This window comes from Pseudomonas sp. (assembly GCF_049300855.1).
Classification (GTDB): Bacteria; Pseudomonadota; Gammaproteobacteria; order Pseudomonadales; family Pseudomonadaceae; genus Aquipseudomonas.
Genome location: NZ_JBAQKH010000054.1, coordinates 14,338 through 36,732, shown reverse-complemented (window position 1 = coordinate 36,732; position 22,395 = coordinate 14,338). Strand labels below are relative to the sequence as shown.

Annotated in this window: 25 protein-coding genes; 13 read left to right on the top strand and 12 right to left on the bottom strand. The window is 58.7% G+C overall.

Features of this window, described 5'->3' with window-relative positions:
* Positions 1 to 40: 40 nt before the first annotated feature.
* The 3 genes from gltS to rph form a co-directional block, all read right to left on the bottom strand.
* Positions 41 to 1,249 carry a sodium/glutamate symporter gene (gene gltS, locus WA225_RS25365; RefSeq protein ID WP_422610122.1) on the bottom strand — a complete coding sequence of 403 codons (1,209 nt, stop codon included), beginning with the start codon at positions 1,247 to 1,249 and terminating at the stop codon, positions 41 to 43.
* 381 nt (positions 1,250 to 1,630) lie between these two features.
* Positions 1,631 to 1,999, bottom strand: coding sequence for a DUF4870 domain-containing protein (locus tag WA225_RS25360; RefSeq protein ID WP_422610121.1), 369 nt, complete (start codon positions 1,997 to 1,999; stop codon positions 1,631 to 1,633).
* A 29-nt stretch (positions 2,000 to 2,028) separates the two neighbouring features.
* A complete protein-coding gene (gene rph / locus WA225_RS25355; protein WP_122594509.1) occupies positions 2,029 to 2,751 on the bottom strand; it encodes a ribonuclease PH in 723 nt (240 codons plus the stop codon).
* Positions 2,752 to 3,022: 271 nt separating this feature from the next.
* Between rph and WA225_RS25350 the strand changes: the two genes are divergently transcribed.
* The 6 genes from WA225_RS25350 to WA225_RS25325 all read left to right on the top strand — a co-directional run bounded on the left by WA225_RS25350 (position 3,023) and on the right by WA225_RS25325 (position 8,326).
* Complete coding sequence (locus WA225_RS25350) at positions 3,023 to 3,886, top strand: YicC/YloC family endoribonuclease (protein ID WP_422610120.1); 864 nt, start codon at positions 3,023 to 3,025, stop codon at positions 3,884 to 3,886.
* A 12-nt stretch (positions 3,887 to 3,898) separates the two neighbouring features.
* The gene (gmk, locus tag WA225_RS25345) at positions 3,899 to 4,519 is read left to right on the top strand and encodes a guanylate kinase (protein WP_422610119.1); all 621 of its coding nucleotides are present in this window, start codon (positions 3,899 to 3,901) and stop codon (positions 4,517 to 4,519) included.
* 167 nt (positions 4,520 to 4,686) lie between these two features.
* On the top strand, positions 4,687 to 4,950 hold the full coding sequence (gene rpoZ, locus WA225_RS25340; protein WP_016985812.1) for a DNA-directed RNA polymerase subunit omega: 264 nt from the start codon (positions 4,687 to 4,689) through the stop codon (positions 4,948 to 4,950).
* Between the two features lie 57 nt (positions 4,951 to 5,007).
* Positions 5,008 to 7,113, top strand: coding sequence for a bifunctional GTP diphosphokinase/guanosine-3',5'-bis pyrophosphate 3'-pyrophosphohydrolase (gene spoT / locus WA225_RS25335; RefSeq protein WP_007920338.1), 2,106 nt, complete (start codon positions 5,008 to 5,010; stop codon positions 7,111 to 7,113).
* 24 nt (positions 7,114 to 7,137) lie between these two features.
* Positions 7,138 to 7,518 (top strand): RidA family protein, encoded by a 381-nt coding sequence (locus WA225_RS25330; RefSeq protein ID WP_003229509.1) that lies wholly within the window; start codon positions 7,138 to 7,140, stop codon positions 7,516 to 7,518.
* Positions 7,519 to 7,585: 67 nt separating this feature from the next.
* Positions 7,586 to 8,326, top strand: coding sequence for a hypothetical protein (locus WA225_RS25325; RefSeq protein ID WP_422610118.1), 741 nt, complete (start codon positions 7,586 to 7,588; stop codon positions 8,324 to 8,326).
* A 140-nt stretch (positions 8,327 to 8,466) separates the two neighbouring features.
* Here the strand turns inward: WA225_RS25325 and WA225_RS25320 are convergent, their stop codons facing one another.
* Positions 8,467 to 9,324, bottom strand: a complete 858-nt coding sequence (locus tag WA225_RS25320) for an SDR family oxidoreductase (protein ID WP_422610117.1) — start codon at positions 9,322 to 9,324, stop codon at positions 8,467 to 8,469.
* Positions 9,325 to 9,512: 188 nt separating this feature from the next.
* On the opposite strand from WA225_RS25320, the gene exbB reads away from it, so the two are divergent.
* The 6 genes from exbB to WA225_RS25290 all read left to right on the top strand — a co-directional run bounded on the left by exbB (position 9,513) and on the right by WA225_RS25290 (position 16,356).
* Positions 9,513 to 10,466: a tonB-system energizer ExbB gene (gene exbB / locus WA225_RS25315; protein WP_422610116.1), complete on the top strand. Its 954-nt coding sequence runs from the start codon at positions 9,513 to 9,515 to the stop codon at positions 10,464 to 10,466.
* A gap of 6 nt (positions 10,467 to 10,472) precedes the next feature.
* Positions 10,473 to 10,901: a TonB system transport protein ExbD gene (gene exbD, locus WA225_RS25310; protein WP_422610115.1), complete on the top strand. Its 429-nt coding sequence runs from the start codon at positions 10,473 to 10,475 to the stop codon at positions 10,899 to 10,901.
* Positions 10,898 to 11,644 carry a TonB family protein gene (locus WA225_RS25305; RefSeq protein ID WP_034152067.1) on the top strand — a complete coding sequence of 249 codons (747 nt, stop codon included), beginning with the start codon at positions 10,898 to 10,900 and terminating at the stop codon, positions 11,642 to 11,644. Before exbD ends, WA225_RS25305 begins: the two co-directional genes overlap by 4 nt.
* Positions 11,645 to 11,861: 217 nt before the next feature.
* Positions 11,862 to 12,791 carry a hydrogen peroxide-inducible genes activator gene (locus tag WA225_RS25300; protein ID WP_007920331.1) on the top strand — a complete coding sequence of 310 codons (930 nt, stop codon included), beginning with the start codon at positions 11,862 to 11,864 and terminating at the stop codon, positions 12,789 to 12,791.
* Between the two features lie 9 nt (positions 12,792 to 12,800).
* On the top strand, positions 12,801 to 14,876 hold the full coding sequence (gene recG / locus WA225_RS25295) for an ATP-dependent DNA helicase RecG (RefSeq protein ID WP_422610114.1): 2,076 nt from the start codon (positions 12,801 to 12,803) through the stop codon (positions 14,874 to 14,876).
* A 79-nt stretch (positions 14,877 to 14,955) separates the two neighbouring features.
* Positions 14,956 to 16,356: an aminoacyl-tRNA deacylase and HDOD domain-containing protein gene (locus tag WA225_RS25290; protein WP_064116442.1), complete on the top strand. Its 1,401-nt coding sequence runs from the start codon at positions 14,956 to 14,958 to the stop codon at positions 16,354 to 16,356.
* Between the two features lie 103 nt (positions 16,357 to 16,459).
* Here the strand turns inward: WA225_RS25290 and WA225_RS25285 are convergent, their stop codons facing one another.
* Positions 16,460 to 16,843: a helicase gene (locus WA225_RS25285; protein ID WP_422610113.1), complete on the bottom strand. Its 384-nt coding sequence runs from the start codon at positions 16,841 to 16,843 to the stop codon at positions 16,460 to 16,462.
* A 584-nt stretch (positions 16,844 to 17,427) separates the two neighbouring features.
* Here WA225_RS25285 and WA225_RS25280 point away from each other — a divergent pair.
* A complete protein-coding gene (locus WA225_RS25280) occupies positions 17,428 to 17,799 on the top strand; it encodes a DUF6124 family protein (protein ID WP_077575052.1) in 372 nt (123 codons plus the stop codon).
* Between the two features lie 114 nt (positions 17,800 to 17,913).
* On the opposite strand, the gene WA225_RS25275 is transcribed toward WA225_RS25280, so the two are convergent.
* From WA225_RS25275 to WA225_RS25245, 7 genes are all read right to left on the bottom strand, one after another.
* Positions 17,914 to 18,075 carry a hypothetical protein gene (locus WA225_RS25275; protein ID WP_163012154.1) on the bottom strand — a complete coding sequence of 54 codons (162 nt, stop codon included), beginning with the start codon at positions 18,073 to 18,075 and terminating at the stop codon, positions 17,914 to 17,916.
* A gap of 37 nt (positions 18,076 to 18,112) precedes the next feature.
* Complete coding sequence (locus tag WA225_RS25270) at positions 18,113 to 18,646, bottom strand: N-acetyltransferase (protein WP_095113212.1); 534 nt, start codon at positions 18,644 to 18,646, stop codon at positions 18,113 to 18,115.
* Positions 18,647 to 18,873: 227 nt separating this feature from the next.
* Positions 18,874 to 19,425, bottom strand: a complete 552-nt coding sequence (locus WA225_RS25265) for a hypothetical protein (protein WP_422610112.1) — start codon at positions 19,423 to 19,425, stop codon at positions 18,874 to 18,876.
* A complete protein-coding gene (locus tag WA225_RS25260; protein WP_422610111.1) occupies positions 19,355 to 20,353 on the bottom strand; it encodes a hypothetical protein in 999 nt (332 codons plus the stop codon). Before WA225_RS25260 ends, WA225_RS25265 begins: the two co-directional genes overlap by 71 nt.
* Before the next feature lie 44 nt (positions 20,354 to 20,397).
* Positions 20,398 to 21,153 (bottom strand): lysozyme inhibitor LprI family protein, encoded by a 756-nt coding sequence (locus tag WA225_RS25255; protein WP_422610380.1) that lies wholly within the window; start codon positions 21,151 to 21,153, stop codon positions 20,398 to 20,400.
* 2 nt (positions 21,154 to 21,155) lie between these two features.
* Positions 21,156 to 22,004 (bottom strand): tetratricopeptide repeat protein, encoded by an 849-nt coding sequence (locus WA225_RS25250; protein ID WP_422610110.1) that lies wholly within the window; start codon positions 22,002 to 22,004, stop codon positions 21,156 to 21,158.
* 18 nt (positions 22,005 to 22,022) lie between these two features.
* Positions 22,023 to 22,394 (bottom strand): hypothetical protein, encoded by a 372-nt coding sequence (locus tag WA225_RS25245; RefSeq protein WP_422610109.1) that lies wholly within the window; start codon positions 22,392 to 22,394, stop codon positions 22,023 to 22,025.
* Position 22,395: the final 1 nt, after the last annotated feature.

Sequence of the window (22,395 nt, the reverse complement as noted above, 5' to 3'; positions counted from 1 at the left end):
ACGGGCATTTTTTATGCCTGCGCTCGAGGCGGAATCGAACTCAAACGGCGGCGAAGAACGGCAACATCAAGTACAGCTTGATCACCACGACATTAATAATGTCGATGAAGAACGCCCCCACCATCGGCACCACCAGAAATGCGATCTGCGAGGGCCCGTAGCGCTGGGTCACCGCTTGCATGTTGGCAATGGCGGTCGGCGTCGCGCCAAGCCCGAAGCCGCAATGCCCGGCCGCCAGCACTGCCGCATCGTAATTGCGCCCCATCACCCGGAACGTCACGAAGATCGCGAACAGCGCCATGACCAGCGCCTGCACAGCCAGAATGATGAAAATCGGCAAGGCCAATGCGGCCAGATCCCATAACTTCAGCGACATCAAGGCGATCGCCAGGAACAACGACAGACTGACATTACCGAGCACCGAGACTTCACGCTCAAACACCTGATACAGGCCAAGCGCCGAAAGACCATTACGCAGCACCACGCCGACGAACAGGACGCAGACGAAGGTCGGCAACTCGAACGCCGTTCCGTGCAAAAAACCATTCAACAGATTGCCAACCAGCAGACTCACCGCAATCAGCGCCAGCGTTTCGATAAACGAAAACGGTGTGATCGAGCGCTCTTTGTTCGGCTGCTCAAAACCCTTGGGCAGTCGCGGCGCATCCTGTTGATTGCATCCAGGCACTTCCACGCGCTTGATGAGCAAACGAGCGACCGGTCCACCGATCAAGCCACCGAGCACCAGCCCGAACGTCGCGGAAGCCATTGCCAGTTCGGAGGCAGACGCCAGACCGTACTTCTCACTGAACACCGTACCCCACGCCGCACCGGTACCGTGACCGCCCGCCAGAGTGATCGAGCCTGTCAGCAAACCCATCAAGGGGTCGAGCCCGAGCATTGTGGCGAGCCCGATACCCATCGCATTCTGCACCACCAATAGCCCGGTGACGGCCAACAGGAATATCCCCACGACCCGCCCGCCTTTCTTCAGACTGGCAAAATCCGCACTCAGACCAATAGTGGCAAAGAAAGCCAGCATCAAAGGCGTTTGCAGTGACGTTTCAAAACGCACCTCAATATCAAACGCTCGCAATAACAACAAACCCACGGCAACTACCAGGCCGCCTGCCACAGGCTCGGGAATATTGTAACTGCGCATAAAACCAACACGTGTAACAAGTCCGCGCCCCAGCAATAGCACCAGAGACGCGGCCACCAGCGTTCCATAAAAATCGAGCTGTATCATTTGGATTGTTCTTGGCTAAATATTCAAAGGCGAACTTTTTACCTGGACACGCCCATGAATCGGCTGATTGTCTCAACACTGATTAATTTGGAATTCAAGTACCTTCGATGGCTTGAATATATCGAAATATTTCAGAAGCAATATCACGCCGGGCAACTTTAACAACCGCCAAGTCCCGTTGCCAAGGATATGAGCGCGCATGCAGGCGCACAGTTGTGACCAAAGATGTAAGAACGGAATATATATAAATTCACACGCTACCGCTGATCGCAGACAGACTATTCCTACACCCTGTAGCTGCTTATTTAATTGCAAAAACGCAAATGCCCTGACAAGTCAGGGCATTTATTCAACACTTCGAATTGCGTCAAGGCGTGACGATTATTTAATCAGTCGCCAAGTGAACGGATAACGGTAGGGAAACCCTTTATTAGCCTTCACCGCACCCACAATCGGCAGTACCAATGCACACACAACCACCGGAACAATCAAAACATACCCGATAAGCACCGCCATCATTGCCACACTGATGACCATGGCAATAGTCATGGTGATCTGGAAGTTCAACGATTCCTTGCCCTGCGCATCGATAAACGCGTCACTCTCACGCTTCACCTGCCAGAGGATCAGTGGCCCAATCAGATTGCCAAATGGAAACATGCTCCCCAAAAAGCTGGACAAGTGACAAAGCATTGCCCATTGGCGAACCTCCTGGCTCGGCTTGGGCAGCAGCTCTTGCTCGTCACTCATCGCGTCCTCCTTGCAGGTTACGAACCTGCTCAGTCGGCCAGCGCAGCCTTCTGCAGTTCGAAGATTTCGTTCATGCCTTTCTTGGCCAGTTCCAGCATGGCATTGAGGTCTTCAGGCTGGAACGGCGCACCTTCGGCGGTGCCCTGCACTTCGATGAAACCACCGGTGCTGGTCATCACCACATTGAGGTCAGTCTCGGCGGCGGAATCTTCAAGATAGTCCAGATCCAGCACGGCCTCGCCCTGATACATACCGACCGATACCGCGCCGATCATTTGCTTGAGCGGATCACCGCCCTTCAGGCCGCCACGCTTCTTGATTACTTTCAGCGCATCAACCAGTGCAACCATGGCGCCGGTGATCGAAGCGGTGCGGGTGCCGCCGTCAGCCTGGATCACGTCGCAATCGACGTACAGGGTCACGTCGCCCAGCTTGGACATGTCCAGCGCAGCACGCAGGGAACGACCGATCAGACGCTGAATTTCCAGGGTGCGCCCGCCTTGCTTGCCACGGCTTGCTTCACGCTGGTTACGCTCGCCAGTGGCGCGCGGCAGCATGCCGTACTCAGCGGTCAACCAGCCTTGGCCCTGACCTTTGAGAAAACGCGGTACGCCGTTTTCGACGCTGACGGTGCAGATGACTTTGGTATCACCGAATTCGACCAGTACGGATCCCTCGGCGTGTTTGGTGTAGTTGCGGGTAATGCGGATCGAGCGGAGCTGATCGGCAACGCGACCACTTGGACGTTTCATAGGGAATACCTGTACTGGGGACGGAAAACTGCCGAGCATTATAGAGCGCTGCACCGCGCCTGGGCACTCGTTAAAAATCCCGACCGACGATCGAAGGCCCTGAAACACGCATTACCGACGGGCTGCAGCCCTTTGTCACACCGTGTGTTTGGGCGCATTCGCCGCACTGCGCTACAATCCTGCGCCTTTGCTGCCAGTCGGCTTAAATTCATTGATATCGCGCCAGCGGAACTCAGGTTTCGCGCCGATCTGCATTTGCGAGGTCACCGCCATGGTGCACAGCATGACCGCCTTCGCCCGCGTCGAGAAAGCCGGCGCACAGGGCACCCTGAGCTGGGAACTGCGCTCGGTCAACAGCCGCTATCTGGAACCACACTTGCGCCTGCCTGAATCGCTCCGCGACCTCGAGGGCGCGGTGCGTGAAGCGCTGCGTCAAGGCCTGTCGCGCGGCAAACTCGAATGCACCCTGCGCTTCACCGAAGAAAGCACCGGCAAACCGCTGCAAGTCGACCGCGACCGCGCCGCGCAATTGGTCGCTGCCGCCGAAACTATCGCCGGCCTGATCAAAAACCCGGCAGCGCTGAACCCGCTGGAAGTGCTGGCGTGGCCCGGCGTGCTGGTCGGTGATGCGACGGACCCTCAGGCGTTGAACGCCGACGCGCTGGACCTGTTCAATCAAGGTCTGAAAGAGTTGAAGGCCGGCCGCGAGCGCGAAGGCGCGGAGCTGGCCCGGTTGATCAACGAGCGCCTGACTTCGATCGAAGAAGACGTCGTGACCCTGCGTGAGCTGGTGCCACAGATGCTCGCCACCCAACGCCAGAAAGTCCTCGACCGCTTTGCCGACATGAAGGCAGAGATGGATCCGCAGCGCCTGGAACAGGAAATGGTCATGCTCGCGCAAAAGAGCGACGTGGCTGAAGAACTGGATCGCCTGAGCACCCACATCATCGAAGTGCGCCGGGTGCTCAAGTCCGGTGGTGCAGCCGGGCGTCGCCTGGACTTCCTGATGCAGGAGCTCAACCGCGAAGCCAACACACTGGGCTCCAAGGCCTTCGATCCGCGCAGCACCCAAGCCGCCGTCAACCTCAAGGTGTTGATCGAGCAGATGCGCGAACAAGTGCAGAATATTGAGTAAGGCAACCCCGACATGACCCACAGCACCGGCACCCTATACATCATTTCCGCCCCATCGGGCGCGGGCAAGAGCAGCCTGGTCAAGGCTTTGACCGACGCCAAACCGGAAATTCGCGTTTCCGTCTCGCACACCACCCGCGCCATGCGCCCGGGTGAAGTGGACGGCGTGAACTATCACTTCGTCTCGCGTGAAGCGTTCGTGAAGATGGGCGAGCATGGCGATTTCCTCGAGCGCGCCGAAGTCTTCGGCAACCTCTACGGCACCTCGCAAAGCCACCTGCAACAAACTCTGGACGCCGGTCACGACCTGATTCTGGAAATCGACTGGCAAGGCGCCGAGCAAGTGCGCAAGCTGATGCCGCAGGCGCGTTCGATCTTCATCCTGCCGCCGTCACTGCAAGCGTTGCATTCGCGCCTGACCAACCGAGGCCAGGACAGCGACGAAATCATCGACGGGCGGATGCGTGAAGCGGTGAGCGAGTTGAGCCACTACGTCGAATACGACTACTTGATCATCAACGACGATTTTGCCGATGCACTGGACGATCTGAAGGCGATTTTCCGCGCCAATCAGCTGATTCAGAAGCGCCAGCAGCAGCTTCACGGCAAATTACTGGCCGAATTGCTCGGTTAATCAGTGCTTCCCAAAACCGCTGCAAGCGCTTTACATTGGTGCTTGCAGCGCGTTGAAGGGCTTGGTCAAAAAATCAGCGCTTCCCTAATCGCTGGTGATTTTTTAAACTGTTGAGTCCGCTCGCCCAACCGGGCAGCGCGCATATTGCATTCGCTCCGAGGAATACCATGGCCCGCGTAACCGTTGAAGACTGCCTGAACCACGTGGAAAACCGTTTTGAGCTGGTCATGCTCTCTACCAAACGTGCCCGTCAACTGGCCACCGGCGGCAAAGAGCCACTGGTTCAGTGGGAAAACGACAAGCCTACCGTTGTAGCGCTGCGTGAAATCGCTGAAGGCCTGATGAGCTACGAGTTCATCGCCGAGCAGGAAATCGTCCAGGATGAACCGCTGTTCGCAGCGTTCGAGGACGAGTCCAACGAGGCCGTCTAAGCCTATGCCTGGTCGACGTAGCACGGCGCGGGGTCACAGCTTACGGCAGGAATCATCATGCCGAGCATAGACGCCCTCGCCGATCGCTTATCGACCTACCTCGGCAACGACCAGGTCAACCTGGTCCGCCGAGCGTATTTCTACGCCGAACAAGCCCATGACGGTCAACGCCGTCGCAGCGGCGAGGCGTACGTCACGCATCCTCTTGCCGTGGCCAATATTCTTGCCGACATGCACATGGACCATCAGAGCCTGATGGCGGCGATGCTGCATGACGTGATCGAAGACACCGGTATCGCCAAAGAAGCGCTGCAAGCGCAGTTCGGTGAAACCGTGGCCGAACTGGTCGACGGGGTCAGCAAACTGACCCAGATGAATTTCGAGACCAAGGCCGAAGCCCAGGCTGAAAATTTCCAGAAAATGGCCATGGCCATGGCGCGCGACATTCGCGTGATCCTGGTCAAACTCGCTGACCGCCTGCACAACATGCGCACGCTGGAAGTGCTGTCCGGCGAAAAACGCCGCCGGATCGCCAAGGAAACCCTCGAAATCTACGCGCCCATCGCCAACCGGCTGGGCATGCATGCGATTCGCATCGAATTCGAAGACCTCGGTTTCAAGGCCATGCACCCGATGCGTTCCGCGCGGATCTACCAGGCAGTCAAGCGCGCCCGGGGCAACCGCAAGGAAATCGTCAACAAGATCGAAGAATCCCTTGGCCATTGCCTCGCTATCGACGGTATCCAGGGCGAAGTCAGCGGTCGCCAGAAACACCTCTACGGCATCTACAAGAAAATGCGCGGCAAGCGTCGGGCCTTTAACGAGATCATGGACGTCTATGCGTTCCGGATCATCGTCGACAAGGTCGATACCTGTTACCGCGTACTGGGTGCTGTACATAATTTGTACAAACCGTTGCCGGGGCGCTTCAAGGATTACATCGCGATCCCCAAGGCCAACGGCTATCAGTCGCTGCACACCACGCTGTTCGGCATGCATGGCGTACCGATCGAGATCCAGATCCGTACCCGCGAAATGGAAGAGATGGCCAACAACGGCATCGCCGCCCACTGGCTGTACAAATCCAGCGGTGACGAGCAGCCGAAAGGCACTCACGCCCGCGCCCGCCAGTGGGTCAAAGGCGTGCTGGAAATGCAGCAACGTGCCGGCAACTCGCTGGAATTCATCGAGAGCGTGAAGATCGACCTGTTCCCGGACGAGGTCTACGTGTTCACGCCAAAAGGCCGGATCATGGAGCTGCCGAAAGGCTCCACGGCGGTCGACTTTGCTTACGCGGTGCACACCGACGTCGGCAACAGCTGCATCGCCTGCCGGATCAACCGTCGTCTCGCACCGCTGTCCGAACCGCTGCAAAGCGGCTCCACGGTCGAGATCGTCAGCGCTCCCGGCGCACGACCGAACCCGGCGTGGCTCAATTTCGTCGTCACCGGCAAGGCGCGCACGCACATCCGCCATGCGCTGAAACTGCAACGCCGCTCCGAATCCATCAGCCTCGGCGAACGCCTGCTGAATAAAGTCCTCAATGGTTTCGACAGTTCGCTGGAGAAGATCCCGGCCGAACGCGTCAAGGCGATGCTCACCGAGTACCGCCTCGAACTGATCGAAGACTTGCTCGAAGATATTGGCCTGGGCAACCGCATGGCTTACGTCGTTGCCCGACGGCTGCTCGGCGAAGGTGAACAGTTGCCAAGCCCGGAAGGCCCGCTGGCGATTCGCGGCACCGAAGGCCTGGTGCTCAGCTACGCCAAGTGCTGCACGCCGATTCCGGGCGACCCGATTGTCGGGCACCTGTCGGCGGGCAAAGGCATGGTCGTGCACCTGGACAACTGCCGCAACATCAGCGAAATCCGGCACAACCCGGAAAAATGCATCCAGCTCTCGTGGGCCAAGGATGTCACCGGCGAATTCAACGTCGAACTGCGCGTCGAGCTGGAACACCAGCGCGGCCTGATCGCGTTGCTGGCCAGCAGCGTCAACGCGGCCGACGGCAATATCGAGAAAATCAGCATGGACGAACGCGATGGTCGCATCAGCGTGGTCCAGTTGGTGGTCAGCGTCCACGACCGTGTGCACCTGGCCCGCGTGATCAAGAAGCTGCGCGCCCTGACCGGGGTGATTCGCATCACCCGCATGCGTGCATAACGCAACCCTAACAAGGAGTCATACATGACCAAGACTGTTATCACCAGCGACAAGGCCCCGGCCGCCATTGGTACTTACTCCCAGGCGATCAAGGCTGGCAACACCGTTTACATGTCGGGTCAGATTCCTCTGGACCCAAAAACCATGGAACTGGTTGAAGGCTTCGAAGCCCAGACCGTCCAGGTGTTCGAGAACCTCAAGGCCGTGGCCGAAGCGGCTGGCGGTTCGTTCAAGGACATCGTCAAACTGAACATTTTCCTCACCGACCTGAGCCACTTCGCCAAGGTCAACGAGATCATGGGCAAGTACTTCGACCAGCCATACCCGGCCCGCGCCGCCATCGGCGTTGCCGCCCTGCCAAAGGGTTCGCAGGTTGAAATGGATGCCATTCTGGTCATCGAGTGATGCGCACGGCGCGGCCTTCAAACGCCGCGCCGACTGCTGCAAGAAAAGGTTTTGAAAGGATTCCACCATGCGCAAAGCGCTAGCTCTCCCGCTGCTCGCCATTTTCCTCGGCGGCTGCGCCAGCAACCCTGCCGACCGTGACATCAGCGGCACCTGGATCAATCAGGTGGCGATCGATGCCGCAGCCAAGGGCGGCCCCCTGCGCGAAGCGCTTCAGGCTTACGGCCCGAACCTTGAGTGGGACGTCAACACCAAGGCCGGCCAGGCCCGCTACACCAACGGTTTTGAGAACGTCGAAGGACGGCTGCTGGGTGAGAAATCCGGCGCCTGGAAAGTCGACTTCTATGGCAGCTCCGCCAGTGAGCTGAAACGCGACGGCGGGCAACTGCAGCAAGCCGCCAGCGAGAACGAACCCGAGCAGGTTTTCGACCGTGCACAGATTCCGGTGCCGGAAGGCGCGCCGATTGGCGCCAGCTTCGAACGTGCACTGTATTCCGCGTACATGGGCGGCAGCTGGAAAATCGCCAGTGGACAGGGCGAAGGCGAAACGGTGCAGTTCCAGGCCGATGGCCAGGTTTCCGGTTTGCCGGGTGCCGACCGTTATGCCTTGTGCCTGGCGGGTGACTGCGCATCGATGAGCAGCACCAACGACAGCATGTGGTTGCAGCAGAACGGCCAGGGCAATAACTGGATCTTTGTGCGCAAGGGCAAAGAGCTGGAAATCCTGCAAGCGGTGAACACCGCTCAAGCGGACGAACAACCGCAGTTCACCGCAGGTGAGCGCAAGTGGTTGCTGGAAAAACAGTAACCCGCTTCTGAAACCGCTGAAGATCAAATGTGGGAGCGAGCTTGATCGCGAATGCGGTGCAACAGCCAACAGAGATGTTGGATGTTAAGCCCTCTTCGCGAGCAAGCTCGCTCCCACATTCGTTTTGTGGTGTTTGGAAGTCAGCAGCGCCCTTCTAAAATGGCGGCATAACCTTCGCGGTAACTTGGGTACGTTGGCGTCCAGCCCAACGCTTTCGCCCGCGCATTACTGCATCGCTTGCTGCCGGTACGGCGCACGCTGGCATCTTCCGCCCACTCGGTAACGCCCAGATACTCACGCAACCAGCCCACGACTTCCGCCAATGGCGCCGGTGCATCGTCGACACCGATGTAGAAATCCTCAAGCTTCACGCCCTGCCGAGCCTTCTCCAACAGGAATGCCAGCAACCCGGCCGCATCGTCAGCATGAATCCGATTGCCATACAGCGGCGGTTCGACCGCCACGCGATAACCGCGACGCACTTGAGTCAACAGCCATTCGCGGCCCGGGCCATAGATGCCGGTCAAACGCAGGATGCTCGCAGGAATGCCACTGTTCAGCGCCACCTGCTCCGCTTCCAGCATCAACCGCCCGGAATAACCAGAAGCAATGGTCTCGGATGTCTCATCAACCCACTCACCCTCCTGCTGCCCATACACACTGCTGCTGGAAACGAAGATCAGTCGCTCAGGCACTTGACCGTAATCCTCCAGCCAGCTCAGGACATTCTGCAAACCCTGCACATAAGCCGCGCGATAACCGGCCTCATCGTGATCAGTCGCTGCAGCGCAATACACCAGATAATCCACCGCCCCCACCGGCCAGGTCGCCGGGCAGTCTTCGTTGAACAGGTCGCCAGCAACGCCGATCACCCCATCAGGCAGCTTCGAAACATCCCGACGCAGGCCATGAACTTCCCAGCCAGCCGCCAGCAATTGCTTGGCCAGACGACTGCCGACATCACCACAACCGGCAATCAAAACAGAAGGCGCGGACATCAAAAAACTCCTATCGGAAAGGCACAGACTAGCGCTGGCACAGGACGAGCGGCTAGCAATGAAGGAAAAAAAGATACTCTATTACTTTTGTTAACAAGAATTACTTGCAATAATGCACGTCACTTTTGTTCTCGGCCTTACGAGGCCTGGTAGAGCATCACCGTTTTTCTATCTCAGGTCCGGCCAGCATGACACGTAATCAAATCCCCGCTTCGCCAACCAATCGACCTCGCGCCTGGAGCGCGGTGGCGGCTCTGTTGCTCAGCCTGATGCTGGCACCGACCGCCGCTTTCGCCGACGCCCAGGCACCTGCAACGCCAGCCGCCACCGAGCAAAGCGCACCAGCCGCCGCTCCTGCTACCCCGGCCGCTACCGATCCGGTGCAAGCGGTTGACGCTGCCGATGTCCCTGAAGTTCTCGAAGCCGACAACAGCCTGGGCATGGCCCACGACCTGTCGCCATGGGGCATGTACCAGAACGCCGACATCATCGTGAAAATCGTGATGATCGGTCTGGCCATCGCTTCGATCATCACCTGGACCATCTGGATCGCCAAAGGCTTCGAGCTGATGGGCGCCAAGCGTCGTCTGCGTGGCGAAATCGCCGCCCTGAAGAAAGCCACCACCCTTAAAGAAGCCAGCGCCACCGCCGGCAAGGAAGGCACTCTCGCCAACCTGCTGGTGCACGACGCGCTCGAAGAGATGCGCCTGTCGGTCAACAGCCGCGAGAAAGAAGGCATCAAGGAACGCGTCAGCTTCCGTCTCGAACGTCTGGTAGCGGCCTGCGGTCGCAACATGAGCAGCGGCACCGGCGTCCTCGCCACCATCGGTTCCACCGCGCCGTTTGTCGGCCTGTTCGGTACCGTGTGGGGCATCATGAACTCCTTCATCGGCATCGCCAAAACCCAGACCACCAACCTTGCTGTCGTCGCGCCCGGCATTGCTGAAGCACTGCTGGCCACCGCACTGGGTCTGGTTGCCGCGATTCCAGCGGTAGTGATCTACAACGTCTTCGCCCGCTCCATCGCCGGTTACAAGGCGCAGGTTTCCGACGCATCGGCAGAAGTCCTGCTGCTGGTCAGCCGCGACCTCGACCACCAGCCTGAGCGCAGCTCGCAGCCGCACATGGTTAAAGTGGGGTAATCGGCCATGGGCCTGCATTTGAAAGAAGGCGCAGACGACGATCTGGCCGAGAACCACGAAATCAACGTCACGCCGTTCATCGACGTGATGCTGGTGCTGTTGATCATCTTTATGGTGGCCGCTCCGTTGGCCACCGTGGACATCAAAGTCGACCTGCCTGCCTCGACCGCCAAACCGGCGCCGCGGCCAGAGAAACCGGTGTTCCTCAGCGTCAAGGCTGACCAGCGCCTGTTCATTGGTGAAGACGAAGTGAAGCCCGAGACCCTTGGCGCCGTGCTCGACGCCAAGACTCAGGGCAAGAAAGACACCACGATCTTCTTCCAGGCCGATAAAGGCGTGGATTACGGCGACCTGATGAGCGTGATGGATAAGTTGCGCGGCGCCGGTTACCTGAAGGTCGGTCTGGTCGGACTTGAGACGGCAGCCAAAAAATGATCACGACGCGCCATAAGCTGACGCGTTACAGCGGTAGCCTGGCCGTGGTGCTGGGCGTTCATGCGCTGGCCATCGCGCTGGCGCTGAACTGGACCGCCCGCCCGCCCATCGAGTTGCCGCCGCAGGCAATGATGGTCGAGCTGGCCCCGGTTCCGGCCCCGCCACCGCCTGCTCCGCCGAAAGTCGTCACACCGCCGCAGCCACCGGCTCCGGTGGAAGAGTTGCCGATTCCGAAGCTGGCCGAAGCACCGAAAGCTGAAATCGCGGTGCAGAAACCCAAGCCGAAGCCCAAGCCTAAACCGCCGAAGCCGGTCGAGAAGAAGCTGCCTGATCCACCGAAGGAAAAACCTTCCGAGGAGAAACCGGCCGACACGCAACCGACCCAGGCACCAACGGAGAAATCCGCCCAGCCTGCACCGGGTCCGTCGCCTGCTCAGATGGCTGCCAAGGCCAGTTGGCAAGGCACCCTGCTCGCGCATTTGGCCAAGTACAAAAAGTACCCGGCCAGTGCTCAGGCACGCGGTAAGGAAGGCTTGAACCGTCTGCGCTTTGTGGTAGATGGCGAAGGTAATGTGCTGTCGTTCGAACTGGTGGGCCGCTCCGGCAACGCTGATCTGGACCGGGCCACCCTGGAAATGATCCGCCGCGCACAACCGCTGCCCAAGCCACCGGCTGACATGCTGAACAACGGCTCGATCGAAATTGTTGCGCCGTTTGTTTATTCCCTCGAACGCCGCCGTTAAGGAACACCGCAATAACTGTGGGAGCTGGCTTGCCAGCTCCCACACGGTTCTCCGCCAGCCAAGAGAACCCAGTCAGAAGGCACCGAAAGGTGCCTTTTTGCGTATGTGCGCGCGGCAAACCTACATTGCCCGGTGTCGCACTCCCCACTCAGTCTGATAACGTGCGTCTATCGATTGCAGCCGGTATGCTTGGCCCGCATCTTCATGGACGCTTGCTATGACCCTCACAGAATTACGCTACATCGTTACCCTCGCCCAAGAGCAGCATTTCGGCCACGCCGCCGAACGTTGCCACGTCAGCCAGCCGACCCTGTCGGTGGGCGTGAAAAAGCTTGAAGACGAACTCGGTGTGCTGATTTTCGAGCGCAGCAAAAGCGCCGTGCGCCTGACCCCGGTTGGCGAAGGCATTGTCGCCCAGGCTCAGAAAGTGCTGGAGCAAGCACAAGGCATCCGCGAACTGGCCCAGGCCGGCAAGAACCAGCTGACCGCGCCGCTGAAAGTCGGCGCGATCTACACCGTCGGCCCGTACCTGTTCCCGCATCTGATTCCACAACTGCACCGGGTCGCCCCGCAGATGCCGTTGTACATCGAAGAAAACTTTACCCACGTGCTGCGCGACAAACTGCGCAACGGCGAGCTCGACGCGATCATCATCGCCCTGCCGTTCAACGAAGCCGACGTGCTGACCCTGCCGCTGTACGACGAGCCGTTTTACGTCTTGATGCCGGCGCAGCACCCGTGGACGCAAAAAGAAACCATCGATGCCGGCCTGCTCAACGACAAGAGCCTGCTGCTGCTCGGTGAAGGGCACTGCTTCCGCGATCAAGTGCTGGAAGCCTGCCCGACCCTGACCAAGGGCAACGACGGCGCCAAGCACACCACGGTCGAATCCAGCTCGCTGGAAACCATTCGCCACATGGTCGCGTCCGGTCTGGGCATTTCGATCCTGCCGTTGTCGGCCGTCGACAGCCATCACTACGCCCCGGGCGTGATCGAAGTGCGCCCACTGTCGCCACCGGTGCCGTTCCGCACCGTGGCCATTGCCTGGCGCGCGAGTTTCCCACGGCCGAAAGCCATCGAGATCCTCGCCGACTCCATTCGCCTGTGCTCGGTGGCCAAGCCAGCGGCACCGGTTACAGCCGGTTAAGCGAGCGTCATGACGGAGCTGTCGCAAGTGTCGGTGACGGCACTCAAGGGTGTCGGCGAAGCCATGGCCGAGAAATTGGCCAAAGTCGGCCTGGAAAATCTCCAGGACGTGCTGTTCCACCTGCCGCTGCGCTATCAGGATCGCACCCGCGTGGTGCCGATCGGCCATTTGCGGCCGGGACAGGATGCCGTGGTCGAAGGCACCGTCAGCGGCGCCGACGTGGTCATGGGCCGCCGGCGCAGCCTTGTCGTGCGTCTGCAGGACGGCACCGGCGGTCTCAGTCTGCGCTTCTACCATTTCAGCAACGCACAGAAAGAAGGCCTCAAGCGCGGCACCCGCGTTCGCTGTTACGGCGAGGCCCGGTCCGGCGCATCAGGGCTGGAAATCTACCACCCGGAATACCGCGCCATTACCGGTGACGAACCGCCGCCAGTCGATGAAACCCTGACTCCGGTCTACCCGCTCACCGAAGGCCTGACCCAGGCACGCCTGCGTCAGTTATGCCTGCAGACGCTGACCCTGCTCAAGCCAGACACCCTGCCCGACTGGCTGCCGACCGAACTCGCCCGCGACTATCAACTGGCGCCGCTGGCCGATGCGATCCGCTACCTGCACAACCCGCCCGCCGATGCCGACGTCGACGAACTCGCCCTCGGCCATCACTGGGCGCAACATCGCCTCGCTTTCGAAGAACTGCTGACCCATCAACTGTCGCAACAGCGTCTACGCGAAAGCATGCGTTCGCTGCGCGCGCCAGCGATGCCGAAAGCGAAAAAGCTGCCGCCGAAATACCTGGCCAACCTCGGCTTCAGCCCGACCGGCGCGCAACAGCGCGTCGGCAACGAAATCGCCTACGACCTCAGTCAGCACGAACCGATGCTGCGACTGATTCAGGGCGACGTCGGCGCGGGCAAAACCGTGGTTGCCGCCCTCGCTGCACTGCAAGCGCTGGAGGCTGGCTATCAGGTCGCGCTGATGGCGCCGACCGAGATCCTTGCCGAACAGCACTTCATCACTTTCAAGCGCTGGCTCGAACCGCTGGGCATTGAAGTCGCATGGCTGGCCGGCAAGCTCAAGGGCAAGAACCGCGTCGCCGCGCTGGAGCAGATCGCCAGCGGCACACCGATGGTGGTCGGCACCCACGCGCTGTTTCAGGACGAAGTGCAGTTCAAGAACCTCGCGCTGGTGATCATCGACGAGCAGCACCGCTTCGGCGTGCAGCAGCGTCTGGCGCTGCGGCAGAAAGGCGTCGGTGGGCGCATGTGTCCGCATCAACTGATCATGACCGCGACACCAATTCCACGGACGCTGGCGATGAGCGCCTACGCCGACCTCGACACCTCGATCCTCGACGAACTGCCGCCCGGTCGCACCCCGGTCAATACCGTGCTGGTCACCGACACCCGCCGCGTCGAAGTCATTGAACGCGTACGCGGTGCCTGCGCCGAAGGCCGTCAGGCCTATTGGGTGTGCACGCTGATCGAAGAATCCGAAGAGCTGACCTGTCAGGCCGCCGAAACCACCTTCGAAGACCTCACTCTAGCCCTCGGCGAACTGAAAGTCGGGCTGATTCACGGGCGCATGAAACCCGTCGAGAAGGCCGCCGTCATGGCCGAGTTCAAGGCCGGCAACCTGCAACTGCTGGTCGCGACCACGGTGATTGAAGTCGGCGTCGACGTACCCAACGCCAGTCTGATGATCATCGAAAACCCCGAGCGTCTCGGCCTCGCGCAACTGCACCAATTGCGCGGCCGCGTTGGCCGGGGCAGCGCCGCCAGCCATTGCGTGCTGCTCTACCATCCGCCGCTGTCGCAGATCGGCCGCCAGCGCCTGGGCATCATGCGCGAGACCAACGACGGTTTCGTCATCGCCGAAAAAGACCTCGAACTGCGCGGGCCCGGGGAAATGCTCGGCACCCGCCAGACCGGTCTGCTGCAATTCAAAGTCGCCGACCTGATGCGCGACGCCGACCTGCTGCCCGCCGTCCGCGACGCCGCGCAAGCCCTGCTGGAACGCTGGCCAACCCACGTCAGCCCATTACTCGATCGCTGGTTGCGCCACGGGCAGCAATACGGCCAAGTGTGAGCACCGTCGCAGTTTCTGACAGATCGTTCTGATCAAGCTGGTTATACTCCTGCCATTGTTTCAAAAACGGATACAGATCATGACCGAAGCCGCTCTCGCCCCCGAATCCCCGCACGCGCCGTCTGTCATTCGGCTGCTGCTAGGCAAACTCGGGATCGCCTACGAAGAAGTGCTCGACCACCACGGCCTCAATGCATCGCGCAAGGTACAAGCCGTGTTGCTGGACGACGCCGTCGGCGCGCTGATGGTGCTGTTTCCGCAGAGCCAATTGCTCGATCTCAATCGCCTCGCCGAACTGACTGGCCGGCGCCTGACCGCTGTCTCGACCGAGCGCCTGGAAAAGATGCTCGGCAAACACAGCCTGAGCCTGCTACCGGGCCTGCCGGCGCTCACCAGTTCGCCGTGCCTCTACGAAGAAAGCCTGCTGCGCGAACCGAAGTTGCTGATCAATTCCGGCGAACCGGGCCTGCTGCTGGAAATCGCCAGCGAAGACTTCAAGACCATGCTGACCAAGGCCAGCGCCGCCAACTTCGGCGAAGCCCTGAGCAGCATCCGCCCGAACCTCGACCGCCCGGACGATGACCGCGAGGAAATCACCCAGGCCGTGCAAGCGTTCACCGCGCGACGCATCCAGCAGCGTCTGGAAGCGACCATCGAGATTCCACCGCTGGCCGAAACCGCGCAAAAAATCATCAAACTGCGCGTCGACCCCAACGCCACCATCGACGACATCACCGGCGTCGTTGAAACCGACCCGGCACTGGCCGCACAAGTGGTGAGCTGGGCGGCGTCGCCGTACTACGCCTCGCCGGGCAAGATCCGTTCGGTGGAAGACGCAATCGTCCGCGTGCTGGGTTTCGATCTGGTGATCAACTTGGCGCTGGGCCTGGCCCTCGGCAAGACCCTGAGCCTGCCGAAAGACCACCCGCAACACACCACGCCGTACTGGCAGCAGTCGATCTACACCGCCGCCGTCATCGAAGGCCTGACCCGCGCCATGCCGCGCGCCCAGCGCCCGGAAGCCGGCCTGACCTATCTGGCCGGCCTGCTGCACAACTTCGGTTACCTGCTGCTGGCCCACGTGTTCCCGCCGCACTTCTCGCTGATCTGCCGCCACCTGGAGGTCAACCCGCACCTGTGCCACAGCTACATCGAGCAACACCTGCTCGGTATCAGCCGCGAACAGATCGGCTCGTGGCTGATGCGCTACTGGGACATGCCAGACGAACTGGCAACCGCCCTGCGCTTCCAGCACGACCCAAGCTACGACGGCGCCTACGCCGAATACCCGAACCTTGTCTGCCTGGCCGTACGCCTGCTGCGCGGTCGCGGCATCGGTTCCGGCCCCGACGAAGACATCCCCGACGCCCTGCTCGAACGCGTCGGCCTGACTCGCGACAAGGCCAACGACGTCGTCAGCAAAGTCCTCGAAGCCGAAGTCCTGCTACGCGAACTGGCCTCGCAGTTCAGCCAAGCCTAAAAGCTTGCTCGCGAAGAATCCAACTCGGTCTACCAGACCGCCCCTGATCGTTCCCACGCTCCGCGTGGGAATGCATCCCGTGACGCTCCGCGTCACCAAAGGCTCAAGCCTTAGGCTTAGCCTTCCTCGGCACCAAATACTTCATCAACCCCTGAAACCACATCACCAGCGCCGGATTGCCCTTGAGCTGGATCGACTTGTCCTGAATCCCCTGCATAAACGCCAGCTGCTTGTTCTTCGCCTGCATCGTCGCAAAGCCATAACCCGCATCTTTAAACGCAATCGCAAACGCCGGCTCTGCCACCACGCCAGACTTGCTGGTGATGCGCTGACCCTTGACCACAAAATGCCGCGCCACTTTCCCGTCCAGCGTCTGCAACTGAAACACCAGATCCTTGTCACCCAACTGCTGCTGGAACGCAGGATTTGTCCGGCTGGCCTTACCCATCAACAAACCCATCATCCACAGAAGAAAACGAAATTTCATGCGCACAGCCTCAAAAGGAAAATGAACGGCCGGGGCAGTGTAAGGGATTCGGACGATAACGCCAGTATCTGACACTGTTGGAAGAGGATGCAGACCAATTCCCGCACGATGACTGCCAAGTCACGGTTCAATGTTCCCCCCCTGATCGTTCCCCCGCTCCGCGTGGGAATGCATCCCGAGACGCTCCGCGTCTCACCACTCACCTTTCCTACACCTGTTGAAACACATCCCTGTAGGAGCCGGCGAAGCCTGCGATCTTTTGATCTTCCGGCCCGCGAATCTATGGGAAATTTCCTGCAAAGTGCGGTGCTGTCCATGAACTAGGCGAGTTGGCTGGCTATCGATAGGCTCTGTGTGTCGCCGCAGATTGGCGATACGGACGTGCAAGTCCGGTTGGAGTACACATTGGTTATGGCAATTCGCCGAGCGTTTTCCTATGCTCGCGGATCGTTATGGCGGCTGTGTATGGGAGGCCTTCGGGTCTGCCGGGTTACTCCACCGGTCTTGCACACCTATGCACAGCTGCCACCACTTTCGAAGTGCGAGCGAAACGGTGTCGGCTCCTTAAACTGGAGTAAGACCGAATGATCAAACCAACACCCAATCCCCCAGAAAACCCGGATATTTCGCCCTACGAATCTCTGGAATCAAAGAAATTCCACGAAGCCGCCGAGCGCGCCCTCGACCACCATTTCAAACCAGCCGTCGATCCACATCCCAAACGTGAGAACGGCCTCTTCAAACTCTCCCCCGGCACCGACGCCGAAGCCCTCATGGCCAACGCCTCCGAAGACCTCCTGTCCATCAGCGTCATCGCCTGCGACCTCGCCGACGACCTCCACGGCTCTCGCCGCTCGGTGGCGCTGGCCCTGAGCAGGATGGCGGACGGGGTGAGATTGATGGTGGAAGGGACGCTCGACCAGATTGAAGTGCGAAGCGTGGCGGCCAAGCCGTAGCGAGATTTGCGGATGAAAAAAGGGGACGTTAAGTCCCCTTTCTGCAACTGCCTGTAAAAATCCAGGCACAAAAAAACTGCCAATCACGGCAGTTTTTTTTTGAATCCGAAACCTTCAGCCGGCCAGTCGACCGACTGGCTCAAAATCAGAACCTTTGGCCAACGCAACATCCAGAAAGCGGCTGCGCTTACCAGAGCGCTTGGCCAAAACTTCACGAGCTTCAGCCTGGAACCGAGCAGCCATCATAGGCTTGGGTTCATGTTTGGACTTTTTCATGGAAACCTCTCGGGTCTCGTAATTTGACTGGATAGTATTACCGCTCAACCCCAATAACAAGCCGGCCCGTCGGATCAAAGCCAAACCCTAAACTCTCATACAACGGTATAGCAGCGGCGGCTGGTTCTTGAACTTCAATTTCCGTACAGCCAATCAAGATCGCGTAGTTTTCAATCGCGGTTAATGCCAAAGCAGCCACGGTGCCTCGCAACGGATGAGATCTGTCCGGCTTACCCTCCAGAATCACAATCTTGATGCACAGCTTGCTCTTGCGAGGCGACGCATAACATAACCCACATAATTCTTGATCGAACCAAAGCGAGACGTCAAAACCACGGGTGTCTGCTTGCTTCCATTGGTGCACATCGTGCCACGGGTACAAGGTAGCCTCATCTCCCCAAAGATCGGCCGCTTCGATGGCAACGGGAGTAATGGGCTCGTACTGAATTCGAGTTGTATCAATACCTCTGGTTATGAGGTTCTGGTTCCCACGCGCCAGATCTTCCGCTGCCTTGCGCGCTTCAGATCGCCAAATCTGGTAGCGATACCCGTTCCCTCGACTCTTGGACATGGACAACCACTGGCAATTTTCAAGGTCGAGAGCGTAGCGGCGTTTGAAGGCTTTTGAACATCAACAGAAATACCCTGACATTGATTATCTGGTCCGAGCAATCCGCGGCCCTCTAGCCTCAGCCACTTACGCCATCGCTCAACGGCAGGACGGGGTGAGATTGAGCCACGTCGTAACGAGATTTGCGGATGAAAAAAGGGGACGTTAAGTCCCCTTTCTTGAAGATTTCATCCCCACTGACAACCCGTCTCCGGAGAGGCTTCGATACTGAAGTCCTCATCGAACGAATACTGCTTGCCGGATTTGTAATTCGTGTAGCGCATCGAGTTCACCCGAGCACCTTGCGTTGCAATGACATACTGCCCCGTCACTGCACCGTCTGAAACTTCCACCCAAGTCGTCGTGAATTCGTAGGGCCCGCTCTCCGTCATGACGTACTCTTCGGTTCGGTGATGAACCAAAGTAATGGCTTTCTTCGACTTGCTGTACCTGACACTTGCGCCGCTCCATTTGGCGGCCACGTCGTAATAGGTTCTGAACTCAAAATTGATGTTTTTGCCTTCCAGCGAGTGGAAGCACCTCACCTGTGTAGAAACTTCGCTGTGGGCCGCCAACGGCAACACCAACAACAGCACTAAAAATAACTTCTTCACAAATCCCTCTGAATCCGTTCTGTTGAAGGCGTTTATGCCGATGAGCGCGGCGTTTCTAAAGCGCATAATCCGCCACTTCTTCCAGCCGCCAACATTGCCCACGAACGAACCGATATTCGAAGACATAGTCGGTATCCGGCTTCTGCAGGATCGCGATCGCTTTTTTGTCCCGCGCTTCCTTGACGGTCAACGTCAGGCCCTCGGCCTCTCGCTTTGCTTGATCCGGAATGACAGGAAACTTAAGTTGATCGCCACTGAGACTGCGCTTTTCCATCTCGGGCTCGGGATCGCCGGCGACAGTTGTAATCATTTTCAGTGGCTGCTGGACGAAGGATTTCTGCACATCGACGCGCTCGGAGAAGGCTGTGAGAAATGCTGCAAAGTTGGTCGAAGGGCAAGTGGTGTCGGCCGAGTCGCCATAGGTTTTGATTGGCTTCTGGCGGTTGTCCTGATCCAGTTTTGAATCAGCAATCATCTTCGCATCCTGAATGGCCAGAAACTTCTTAATACTTGCCGCGTCTTTGTATGCGCACTCCACGTCTACCCCTTTATCCAAGTCACGACCTTCATAACAGTTCTGCAATTCAGGGGGATAGGCATTGCCGCGAAAAAACTCCAAAGACAGCCGACCTCCACTCTCGACGAGGTGCAACTCCTGGGTTGAATAGGAAACGCCCCGAAATCCGCTGTTCGACTCACGTGACTCCGTCAGAACAAACATGGACTTCCCCGCCCGCTCAGGGAATTTGCGCTCAAAAAAGAACACCGAGGCGATCTGCTCGCCTTCGACCTTCCACACATAATTCAACGAAGGCGTCACCGTATTTATGGGTGCATAGAAAATTTCGGCATCAGGCACGTGAATCACCCTCTCCAGATCTTTAAGGTTGTTCTTCAAAAAGAACACCGTGATCTTTTGATCGCCTACGGAAGCAACTACTGGTGGATGCAACTCACCAATGGTTTGTGGATCCTCCGCCAATGACGGCTGAGCCGACAGGCCAACCATGAGCCCGAACGCACCCATACAACTTAAGAGCTTGGCCAATTCCACTCACTTCCCTGTTGATCAATCTTCAAATGATTACGCTGATGGTTTTACGATGATTCAGGCGCGCCGCATTTCAGCTCTTTGATTTGCTCATTCTGAATCGGTATCACACAGGCAAGGCGCTTCTCTCCGAGCCCGCGAAGCTCCATCAAACTGAGCGTCACGTGCAACCCATCCTCGGCAAACACATGATCCTCAAACCCGGCATCGGCATAGTCCGTCCAAAATGCCTTGCCCTCGAAACTGCAAAACCGCTTGGAGGACAGCACCCTCCAACCGCCGTTCGGCGCCAGTATCTGGACCGTCAGACATGGGCTGCCAAAGGTGCTGACATAACGTGCCACGATATCGCCGAAGCGCTGGGAGCCGGACAGGTACACCTTGTTGAGATCGACCACATTACCCGGCTCATCAGCGACGATTGTGTCCAGGTAGGCCGCACGCTCCAGACTCAGTCTGGCCATGCAGTTGTTGATCGTCGTGACATGCGCTGCCACCCCAGGCTCGATTTGCGTGGCTTCAAGTGGGCAGGTGGTGTCGCGCAGCTTGATCCAGGCGCGCTGGGACTCTCTGGCCATTGCGACCAGCGCCTTACCCTGCTCAGGGTCACGCCGTTGTTGAGTCTCAAACCGTCCCAGCAGTTTCTTGTAGCTGGCATTGAGTTGCGTGTCGGCTTCCTTGCGGGCTGCCTCCACACACCGATCGACCTGGGCGCTCACGGTGATTTCTTTGCAGTCGTCTCCGGCCATCGCGCAGGAGGCAAACAGACACCCAAAGGACAACGCGATAAAACGCGCAAACATGTTCAATTTTTCACTCCCTGAATGGCAGATCGCTCAACGACACGTTGGGGTATTTTCTGCGCCTTGCCATCGGCGCTCATCGCGTCGCGGTACTGGCTGTAATAGCGCTGCGCTTCATCTTTGCGATCAAGGCGCCAGAGCGAGTCGGCAATGTTCAACATCAGTACCGTGCGTTTACCAATGGCCTCAACGCCGCGATAAAACTTCAACGCCAGCTCATCGTTACCGCCCTCGGCCAGATAAAAACCGAGGTCGTTGTAGACCCGAACATTTTGCGCCGGGGGATGGCACGCCATGTAGGACTCTGGACTTAGAAAGTTCAGGCTCGATTCGATGGACTCTGCGCGGGACTGTGCGGGCTCGATACTCGAAGCATATTTCAGCAGGTCCTTGGGTGACTTAGTCTCCAAGACAGGATTGAGCACCCCGCCCTCTTCGGAAACCCATTGCTTGCCTACCCATTTTCCCTCACAAAACCGCTCGTAACTCTCAGCAAGCACACAACCGGTTTCCATCGAGATCACATCGCAATGCCCTTGTGATGTCGCTATTTCCTCACCGTTCTCACCGATGACTACGCCGTACTCCACCGCAGTCGCCAGTAGAAATTTTTTGTCAGGGCTGAGCCATTCGGGATAAGCCTGGGCAGCAATGCCGGCATGGAACAACGGGAACGTTTTTCCATTCGCAGTGAACCAGGCAGTGGTAGATTCCACGACGGGTGACGTCCATTTTTTAGCCTGGAACGTCACTGTGTTTCCGGCGGCTCCCACTATTGGCGGGTCAACGGCAAAGACATTGGTAGCGCTGAACAAACTGCCGATCATCAACACCCACTTAAGGCTGGCCATAGCTAATCCTTTTCGCCGTTAACCAGCCTGTTGTTCCGCCAAGCACTTCGCATAGCCGTCCGCAAACTTGGCGTCGAATGACAACGCCACCGGTTCATCCAGCTCGGCCGAGGTGTTGAGCAATTCGTGGATAGCCGGGGTGTATTTGATCCAGCCAATCGTGCCGCTGCCGTCGGTGTCGAAAAACAACTGAGCGCGCACTACTTCACCGTCGTCTTCGTCGATCAGCAAATTGACCTTGTCCTTGCCGACATAACGGAACGGAAAATCGCTGCTCCTGACAAGCTCAGTAAGGTAGCCGTAGCAACTCCCTTCGCTGGCAGTCGCGGGCAGTGAATGAGGTAATAGCGAAAGCGCAATCAGCACCGACCGAATGAAAAACCGGTTCATC

Excerpts from the sequence above, each read along its gene's own strand:
- gltS (WP_422610122.1), bottom strand. The coding sequence starts at position 1,249 with ATGATACAGCTCGATTTTTATGGAACGCTGGTGGCCGCGTCTCTGGTG.
- WA225_RS25360 (WP_422610121.1), bottom strand. The coding sequence starts at position 1,999 with ATGAGTGACGAGCAAGAGCTGCTGCCCAAGCCGAGCCAGGAGGTTCGC.
- rph (WP_122594509.1), bottom strand. The coding sequence starts at position 2,751 with ATGAAACGTCCAAGTGGTCGCGTTGCCGATCAGCTCCGCTCGATCCGC.
- WA225_RS25350 (WP_422610120.1), top strand. The coding sequence starts at position 3,023 with ATGGTGCACAGCATGACCGCCTTCGCCCGCGTCGAGAAAGCCGGCGCA.
- gmk (WP_422610119.1), top strand. The coding sequence starts at position 3,899 with ATGACCCACAGCACCGGCACCCTATACATCATTTCCGCCCCATCGGGC.
- rpoZ (WP_016985812.1), top strand. The coding sequence starts at position 4,687 with ATGGCCCGCGTAACCGTTGAAGACTGCCTGAACCACGTGGAAAACCGT.
- spoT (WP_007920338.1), top strand. The coding sequence starts at position 5,008 with ATGCCGAGCATAGACGCCCTCGCCGATCGCTTATCGACCTACCTCGGC.
- WA225_RS25330 (WP_003229509.1), top strand. The coding sequence starts at position 7,138 with ATGACCAAGACTGTTATCACCAGCGACAAGGCCCCGGCCGCCATTGGT.
- WA225_RS25325 (WP_422610118.1), top strand. The coding sequence starts at position 7,586 with ATGCGCAAAGCGCTAGCTCTCCCGCTGCTCGCCATTTTCCTCGGCGGC.
- WA225_RS25320 (WP_422610117.1), bottom strand. The coding sequence starts at position 9,324 with ATGTCCGCGCCTTCTGTTTTGATTGCCGGTTGTGGTGATGTCGGCAGT.
- exbB (WP_422610116.1), top strand. The coding sequence starts at position 9,513 with ATGACACGTAATCAAATCCCCGCTTCGCCAACCAATCGACCTCGCGCC.
- exbD (WP_422610115.1), top strand. The coding sequence starts at position 10,473 with ATGGGCCTGCATTTGAAAGAAGGCGCAGACGACGATCTGGCCGAGAAC.
- WA225_RS25305 (WP_034152067.1), top strand. The coding sequence starts at position 10,898 with ATGATCACGACGCGCCATAAGCTGACGCGTTACAGCGGTAGCCTGGCC.
- WA225_RS25300 (WP_007920331.1), top strand. The coding sequence starts at position 11,862 with ATGACCCTCACAGAATTACGCTACATCGTTACCCTCGCCCAAGAGCAG.
- recG (WP_422610114.1), top strand. The coding sequence starts at position 12,801 with ATGACGGAGCTGTCGCAAGTGTCGGTGACGGCACTCAAGGGTGTCGGC.
- WA225_RS25290 (WP_064116442.1), top strand. The coding sequence starts at position 14,956 with ATGACCGAAGCCGCTCTCGCCCCCGAATCCCCGCACGCGCCGTCTGTC.
- WA225_RS25285 (WP_422610113.1), bottom strand. The coding sequence starts at position 16,843 with ATGAAATTTCGTTTTCTTCTGTGGATGATGGGTTTGTTGATGGGTAAG.
- WA225_RS25280 (WP_077575052.1), top strand. The coding sequence starts at position 17,428 with ATGATCAAACCAACACCCAATCCCCCAGAAAACCCGGATATTTCGCCC.
- WA225_RS25275 (WP_163012154.1), bottom strand. The coding sequence starts at position 18,075 with ATGAAAAAGTCCAAACATGAACCCAAGCCTATGATGGCTGCTCGGTTC.
- WA225_RS25270 (WP_095113212.1), bottom strand. The coding sequence starts at position 18,646 with ATGTCCAAGAGTCGAGGGAACGGGTATCGCTACCAGATTTGGCGATCT.
- WA225_RS25265 (WP_422610112.1), bottom strand. The coding sequence starts at position 19,425 with ATGTCTTCGAATATCGGTTCGTTCGTGGGCAATGTTGGCGGCTGGAAG.
- WA225_RS25255 (WP_422610380.1), bottom strand. The coding sequence starts at position 21,153 with ATGTTTGCGCGTTTTATCGCGTTGTCCTTTGGGTGTCTGTTTGCCTCC.
- WA225_RS25250 (WP_422610110.1), bottom strand. The coding sequence starts at position 22,004 with ATGGCCAGCCTTAAGTGGGTGTTGATGATCGGCAGTTTGTTCAGCGCT.
- WA225_RS25245 (WP_422610109.1), bottom strand. The coding sequence starts at position 22,394 with ATGAACCGGTTTTTCATTCGGTCGGTGCTGATTGCGCTTTCGCTATTA.